Below are 7,616 nucleotides of genomic sequence, written 5' to 3' on the forward strand. Positions count from 1 at the left end.
GTCGGCCCCCATTGCTTCGGACCGACCATGAATCCCAGCCCCTTCCCACCCGACCGCCTGCACGCCCTGGACAACCTGCGCGCCACCATGATGTGGCTGGGCATCGTGCTCCACGTGGCCGTGATCCACATCGAAGGCCCGTCGCCCCTGCCCTGGCACGACGACCGCTCCACCCCGCTGGCCGACTTGCTGATGGCCTTCATCCACGCCTTTCGCATGCCGGTATTTTTCATCCTGGCGGGCTTCTTCGTTGCCCTGCTGGTGCAGCGGCGCGGCATGCGAGCCATGGTGCGCAACCGGGCGCAACGCCTGGCACTGCCCTTCGCGGTGTTCTGGCCGCCCATCTACGTGGTTTGCGGCCTGCTGGCCCTTCTGTTCCTGCACCGCGTGCAGCGCGGCACCTGGGGAATCGACCGCAGCCTTCTGCCGTCGGGAACGAGCATTCCGCAAGGCCCCTCCACCATGCACCTGTGGTTCCTGTGGATGCTGCTGTGGTTCAGCGTGCTGACCGCGCCCGCGCAGTGGCTGCTGCAGCGCCTTCCGGCAGTGTTGCCCCGCACCCTGTCCCTCGCCTTTGCCCGGCTGGGCCTGGCTCCCTGGGGATTCATCGTGCTGGCGTTGCCACTGGCATGGGTGGGTTCGTTCTACGGCGACGGGCTGGTCAAACCCAGCGGCCACTTTCTGCCGCCGCTCACGGAATGGCTGCACAACGGGCTGTTCTATGTGTTCGGCGTGGTCCTGCACCACCACCAGAAGGTGCTGTTCGCGCAGTACCAGCGGCGCTGGCCGGTGTATGCGGGCGCGGGCCTCGGGTTCTTCCTGGTCACGGGGGCGTTGTTCGACATGGTGATTCAGCCGGCGCCGCACGCGATCGCATACCTGCCATTCTGGATCGCCCTGGCCTACAACGCCTGCGCCTGGCTCTGGAGCTTCGCGCTCATCGGCCTGTTCCTCGAACGGCTGCAGCGGCCGCACCGCTGGCTCGCCTATCTGGCCGACAGCTCCTACTGGGTTTATCTCGTGCACATGCCGCTAACCATCAGCTTCGGCGCCCTGCTGTTTGGAGCCCCCCTGCCGGCGCTCGCCAAGATGCTCGTCAACGTGCTGGCCACCACGGCCATTTGCCTGGCGAGCTACCACCTGTGCGTGCGCTTCACGCCCATCAGCACCCTGCTCAACGGCAAGCGCCATGCGCGCAAGCCCTCTGCCGAAGCCATCCATGCCACCTGAAACCTCCGCCCACACCCGCGCCTACCTGCTGCGCGACCGCAATTTCCGCTGGCTGACCAGCGGCAGCGCTTTGACCATGCTGGGCGACCAGTTCACACTCATCGCGCTGCCCTGGCTGGTGCTGCGCATGACAGGCGATACCCTGGTGCTGGGCACCGTGCTGGCCCTCATCAGCGTGCCGCGCGCGTTGTTCATCCTCGTGGGTGGCGCGCTGGTGGACCGCCATTCGCCCAAGCAGGTGCTCCTGCTCACCAAATACGCCAACACGCTGCTGCTGGGCCTGCTGGCGGCGCTGGTGCTGTCGGGCGGGCTGGCGCTGTGGATGGTCTACGCCCTGTCGCTGGGCATTGGCCTGGCCACTGCCTTCAGCATTCCGGCCGGCACGGCCATGATGCCGCACGTGGTGCCGCGGCACCAGCTGCAGGCGGCCAACGGCATCAGTCTGGGCCTGCGCCAGCTCAGCATGTTTCTCGGGCCCCTGCTGGCGGGTCTGCTGATTGCGCTGTTCGGCGACGGTACATCCGCCTCGGCCAACGCCACCGGCATCGGCTTGGCGTTCGCGTTCGACGCCCTGAGCTTCGCTGTCTCGGCGTGGACCCTGGCGCATGTGCAGACGCATGCCAGCGCCCTGCCTCCCACCGTAGCGCCGCAGGCCGTGCTCGCCTCGGTATGGCAGGGACTGGCGCAGTTCTGGCGCGACCAGGAGCTGCGTACCTGCTTCATTTATTGGGCCGCCATTGCGCTGTTCATCATGGGACCGATCCACATCGCCATTCCCGTTATGGCCAGCACCACGCCCCAGCTCGGCGCAGCGGCGTTCGGCACCATGGTGGGGGCGCATGGCGCGGGCACGCTGGCCGGCATGGTGCTCTCGGGGGCGCTGCCACGCCTGCGCCTGGGCAGTCTCGGTGTGACGATCCTGGCGTTCGACGCCGTCATTGGCGTGCTGTTCATGCCCATGGGCCTCATCACCGCGGTGTGGCAGGGCGCAGCGCTGATGCTTTGCATCGGCCTGCTCGGCGGCTTCATGCAGGTGCGGGTGTTCACCTGGATCCAGCAGCGCGTGCCACCCATGCTGCTGGGGCGCGCCATGGCTCTGTTCATGTTCATTTTCATGGGACTGGCACCGATCTCGGCCGCCGTGACGGGCTGGATCATGCAGGGCATCACGCTGGTGCAATTGTTCGCCGCCAGCGGCGGCACGCTGCTGGTGCTCGCAGCCGCGGCCTTCGTGCTCACACCGATGCGCCGCATGGCAGACGCAGCAGTGGGCGCACGCTAAAACCAGTACCGGCACACCCCACCCCGCCACGCGCCATGTGAACCGGCGGGTCGTCCAAAGCAGAGGCGCTTCTGGAATTTCGTGAGCAGGGGCCATGCATGCCCCCGACTGGCTCAGACTTCCGTCACGAACTGCTCGCGGGGCCGGCGCACCTTCTTCAGCTTCACGAGCCAGTCGCCTTCCTCCGCACGGTAGCCCAGCGGCAGAATGGCCACGCTGCGCAGGCCCCGCTTGCGCAGGTCCAGGATCTCGTCCAGCGCGTTGGGGTCAAACCCTTCCATGGGGGTGCAATCCACCTCTTCGAACGCGGCGGCAATCAGGGCGGCGCTCATGCCGATGTAGGCTTGGCGGGCCGCGTGCTGGAAGTTCACCTCGGCATCGCGTTGGGGATAGCTGCCCAGCAACATCTGCCGGTAGTTTTCCCAGCCCTCGTTCTTGAAGCCGCGCTCGTCATTGGTCAGATCGAACATCATGTTGATGCGATCGGCCGTGTAGTTGTCCCACGCCGCAAACACCAGCAGGTGTGAGCCGTCGACGATCTGGGACTGGTTCCAGGCAATGGGCTGGATCTTGGCGCGCACGGCGGGGTCGGTCACAACAATGATCTCGAAGGGCTGCAGGCCGCTGGAGGTGGGCGCCAGGCGCGCCGCCTCGAGAATGCGTTCGACCTTGTCCTGTGCAACCGCCTTGGCGGGGTCCATCTTCTTGGCGGCGTAGCGCCACTGCAGCTTGTTCAAAAGGGGCTGCGCCAAGGGGGTATCGATCGGGTTCATGTGGAGAGATCCTGAGAGTTGGGAAACGGTTTTTCGGCCTGCGTGGCCATGGATGAACTGTAGAAAAACGCGCAGGGCGCGCAAAGCCCCGCCCACGAAATGGATTGTTCGCCCCCCGTCAACAATCACCGCTTGAAATGGTGGCAGCACTCCCCAGCCTTCCAGCGCGCTGCGCTGGAAGGCCCTGGGGGAGCACAGTCACAAGGCCGTGCCGGCGCGCTGGCGCAAAGGCGTGCAGGCGTACACTCAAGCCCCGCGCATGGGGCTACAGCAATGCCCCATGCAGCCCTTCTTTCGCGCCCCCATGGTGACCGCGCCCCTTCCATGAGTGAACCCGATCTGTCTTTCCTGGACCCGGCCGGCCGGCAGGGTGCCCCTGCTGAACCCGCACTTGGCCCATCGGCCCTGCCCGCTGGCGTGCATGGCACGGCGGCAGACAGCCTGGTGGCCGAGCTGCGCGCCTACCAGGCCGAGCTGGAGAGCCAGAACAAGGTGCTGCGCTACAGCCAGACGGTGGCCGAAAGTGCATCCGAGCGCTTCGAAACCCTGTTCGCCAGCGTGCCGCTTGCCCTCATGGTGGTGGACGAGCACGACATGGTGGTTCAGGCCAACTCCATGGCGCATCGCTCTTTCCAGCCCACCGAGCGCGACCGCCCGCTGACTGCGCTGATGCCCTTCGTGCACCCGCAAGACGCTTTGCGCGTGCGCGAAGCTTTTGCGCAGGCCAAGGACCAGGGCCGCAGCGAGGCCAAAGAAGTCGTGTTCGCGATCGGTGCGGATTGCCGCATCACCGGCGACCTGCACATCGCCCACATCGAGGCGCCCCAGAGCAGCGGCCCGCCGCTGCCGCAGTTCCTGTGTGCCGTGATCGACCAGGGTCCGCTGCTGGCCGAGCGCCAGGCCCTGCAGCACAGCGCCGTCACGCTGCAGTTGCGCAACGAGCAGATCCGCGCCAGCGAAAAGCGGCTTGAAGCGGTCATCAATTCGGCGCTGGACGCCATCATCTGCGTGGACCAGCACCAGCGCATCACCGTGTTCAATCCCACGGCGGCGGCCCTGTTCCAGTGCAGCGCCAGCGATGCGCTGGGCAGCACCCTTGACCGCTTTTTGCCGGACGCAGCGCAGGCGCTGGCTTTTGCCCAGCTCGCCACCCAGGCCATGCTGGGCGAAATGACAGCGCTCACCGCCAGCGGCAAGGAGCTGGCGGTGGAAGTGAGCGTGTCGTTCGAGCGCCATGTCGACGGCGAAACCACCACCGTTTTTGCCCGCGACCTCACCGGCCGAAAAAAGGCCGAGGCCCATCGCAATGAACTGGAGGCGCAGCTGCGCGAATCCCACAAGATGCAGGCCGTGGGCACCATGGCGGGTGGCATCGCGCACGACTTCAACAACATCCTGGGCGCCATCCTGGGCAACGTGGAGCTGGCCAAGGCCGACTGCGCACCCGGCTCGCCCGTGCTGGAGAGCCTGCTCGAAATCGACAAGGCCGGCCGCCGCGCGCGCGATCTGGTGCGCCAGATCCTCACATTCAGCCGCAACGAGCCGCCGCAACGCTCGGCCGTGTCGCTGGCCGAGGTGGCGCACGACACCGAGCGCCTGCTGCGCGTGACGCTGCCCCCTGCCGTCGAGCTGCACATGCAATTGCAGGCCGGCCTGCCCCCCGTGCTGGCCGATGCCACCCAGGTCGAGCAGGCACTGCTGAACCTGTGTACCAACGCCGTGCACGCCATCGGTGCAGAGCGCGGCAGCATCCACGTGGAAGCCGCCACCGTGCAGCCCGACCAGCGCCTGAGCGAGCGGCTGGGCCTGGCGCCGGTCGACTACGTGGCCCTCACGGTGCGCGACACGGGGCCGGGCATGGACGCCGCCACGCTGGAACGCATCTTCGAGCCCTTCTTCACCACCAAGCCGGTGGGCCAGGGCACTGGCCTGGGCCTGGCGGTGGTGCACGGCGTGATGCGCACCCACGAAGGGGCCGTGGACGTGCAGAGCACGCCGGGCCATGGCAGCCGCTTCACACTGTACTTTCCTGTCGCGACCAGCGCCGCGCCTGCGTCCCACGGCACGCCTGGGGCCCACGGAACCTCTGCGGCCGCAGCCACGTTGGTGCCTGCCGCGGCGGCCACGCCCCCGGCCCCTGCCGCACAGGAGAATGCGCCCGCAAAGAAGCACCACGTGATGTACGTGGACGACGACCAGGCCCTGGTCTTTCTGGTGCAGCGCCTGCTGCGCCGCCGGGGCTACGAGGTGAGCGGGTTCACCGACCCGCACGAAGCCACTGCCGCGCTGCGCGCCGCACCGCAGGCGTACGACCTGCTGGTCACCGACTACAACATGCCGGGCTTCTGCGGCGTGGATCTGGTGCGCGAGGCGCGCCTGATCCGCCCCGACCTTCCCGTGGCCCTGGCATCGGGCTACGTCACTGCCGAGATCGAGCAGGCCGCGCTGGCCGAAGGTGCCCGCGCGCTGATCCACAAACCCAACGACGTCGAAGAGCTGTGCGCCACGGTGCAGCGCCTCGTGAGCGGCGACGACCATGCCGCCCCCCGCTGACCCGCACGCGGTGTCCGCGCCGCCAGCGCCTGCAGCCGCCGCGCCAGCACCTGCGCCGGAAGAAAACCTGCCCCCGCACCGCTGGCGCTGTACGAAGACAGCGACCTGCTGGTGCTGTGCAAGCCGGCGGGCCTGCTGTGCGTGCCGGGCCGCGGCCCCGACAAGCAGGACTGCCTCAGCGCCCGCGCCCAGCAGCACTGGCCCGGCGCACTCATCGTGCACCGGCTGGACCAGGCGACTTCGGGCCTGGTGCTGATGGCTCGCCACATCGAAGCGCAGCGTCGCCTGAGTCATGCATTTGCCGATCGCCAAGTGCACAAGCGCTACCAGGCCGTGGTGCAAGGGTTGCTCAGTGTGGACGGTGCCTGGAACGAAATCGACCTGCCCATCGCCGCCGACTGGGAGCGGCGCCCGCTGCGCGTCATCGACCACGCCCTGGGCAAACCCAGCCTGACCCGCTGGCGCGCACTGGCGCAGGACGCCGAGGCACAGACCACGCGCATCGAACTGGAACCCGTCACCGGCCGCACCCATCAGCTGCGCGTGCACCTGGCAGCCATGGGCCACCCCATTCTGGGCGACGCGCTGTATGCCGACGCCGCCACGCAGGCGATGGCACCACGGCTCTTGCTGCACGCGAGCGCGCTGCGGTTCACGCACCCGGTGCACGGGGTGGCATGCGCCTTCGAGGCGCCCTCGGATTTTTAAGTCCCATCACCCTCCAGCGCTTATCCATCCATCGCAAGCAGCTATCTTTTAGAGAGCGAATCGTGCCAGATAATTGCCGCAGCCAGCCCCTCCATTGACGTTTTCACCCCCGAGCCGCCATGCTGAAACGCCACCTGCCCGTATTGTTGATCGGTCCATTCCTTGCATCGTGCGTTTGGGCTTCGCCACCGATCCTGCTGTACGACGGCAACGCCGAACCCGTATCACAGGGCTGGCAGCGCGCCCAGCAATCGCCGTCCACGGTGACCGTGGGCGACGGAGCCAACGGGGTAGATACCGGCACCACGCGCTTCACTACCACCACCGCCCCCGCAGGCTCCGCCGGCGGGCAAAACCTGTACAGGTACAGCGTGGGCACCGCCAACTTCATCACGTCCATCCGCCTGAAGGCATTGTCCGTGGACCCCCACAATCCATTGGATGCAGCGCTCATGTTCAGTGCGACAGACGCCTTTGCGTTCCCATTTGGGACTGGGACCAATCGCAACACCATGCTCTACCTGGACCCGGCTGCCGTCGGCTGGGGCGACAACACTGGCGGCACAGCGCCCTTCAACAATATCGACGGCGCGTTCCATGAGTACGCCCTCCGCTACCACGACGGCCAGCTCAGCGTGTACATCGACGCGGACTACGCCGACATCGCGTCGGGCGCGGCCACGCCCTTGCTCAGCCGGTCGTTTGTGCCGGCCAACACGACCAGCGCCATGATCGTCTTCGGCGATCAGTCCAACGATGCGAACATGGACTCCGACTTCGTGGTCGATTACGTCAAGTTCCAGAATCTCGATCTGCCCGACCCGCCCGCCAGCATCACCGCCACGGGCGGCGACGGATCCGTGAGCGTGGGCTTTACACCGCCCGCCAGCACCGGCAGCGGCCCCATCACCAGCTACAGCGTGACGGCCACCGGCCCGGGCAACGTCCTCGCAGGCAGTTGCACGCCCACACCGGCGCTGCCCGCCAGCGGCCAGACCGCCACCTGCGTCATCACGGGCCTGACCAACGGCGTCACCTACACCCTCAGCGTCAGCGCGACCAACGCCTCG

6 protein-coding genes are annotated in these 7,616 nt (G+C 67.3%); 5 read left to right on the forward strand and 1 reads right to left on the reverse strand.

Features of this window, described 5'->3' with window-relative positions; all coding sequences use genetic code 11:
• Positions 1 to 27: 27 nt before the first annotated feature.
• A complete protein-coding gene (locus ACDELDRAFT_RS06400) occupies positions 28 to 1,230 on the forward strand; it encodes an acyltransferase family protein (RefSeq protein ID WP_005794699.1) in 1,203 nt (400 codons plus the stop codon).
• The gene (locus ACDELDRAFT_RS06405; protein ID WP_005794701.1) at positions 1,220 to 2,512 is read left to right on the forward strand and encodes an MFS transporter; all 1,293 of its coding nucleotides are present in this window, start codon (positions 1,220 to 1,222) and stop codon (positions 2,510 to 2,512) included. The genes ACDELDRAFT_RS06400 and ACDELDRAFT_RS06405 overlap by 11 nt, the downstream gene beginning before the upstream one ends.
• 113 nt (positions 2,513 to 2,625) lie before the next feature.
• Here ACDELDRAFT_RS06405 and ACDELDRAFT_RS06410 read toward each other — a convergent pair whose 3' ends face one another.
• The gene (locus ACDELDRAFT_RS06410; protein ID WP_005794703.1) at positions 2,626 to 3,285 is read right to left on the reverse strand and encodes an NAD(P)H-dependent oxidoreductase; all 660 of its coding nucleotides are present in this window, start codon (positions 3,283 to 3,285) and stop codon (positions 2,626 to 2,628) included.
• A gap of 324 nt (positions 3,286 to 3,609) precedes the next feature.
• Between ACDELDRAFT_RS06410 and ACDELDRAFT_RS06415 the strand changes: the two genes are divergently transcribed.
• The 3 genes from ACDELDRAFT_RS06415 to ACDELDRAFT_RS06425 all read left to right on the forward strand — a co-directional run.
• Positions 3,610 to 5,838, forward strand: a complete 2,229-nt coding sequence (locus ACDELDRAFT_RS06415) for a PAS domain-containing hybrid sensor histidine kinase/response regulator (RefSeq protein WP_005794705.1) — start codon at positions 3,610 to 3,612, stop codon at positions 5,836 to 5,838.
• Positions 5,839 to 5,949: 111 nt separating this feature from the next.
• Positions 5,950 to 6,546, forward strand: a complete 597-nt coding sequence (locus tag ACDELDRAFT_RS06420; RefSeq protein WP_005794708.1) for an RluA family pseudouridine synthase — start codon at positions 5,950 to 5,952, stop codon at positions 6,544 to 6,546.
• Positions 6,547 to 6,665: 119 nt separating this feature from the next.
• Positions 6,666 to 7,616 (forward strand): fibronectin type III domain-containing protein (locus tag ACDELDRAFT_RS06425; RefSeq protein ID WP_005794710.1); only part of this gene is annotated, 951 nt, incomplete at its 3' end.

This window comes from Acidovorax delafieldii 2AN, assembly GCF_000175235.1.
GTDB classification, from domain to species: Bacteria; Pseudomonadota; Gammaproteobacteria; order Burkholderiales; family Burkholderiaceae_C; genus Acidovorax; species Acidovorax delafieldii_B.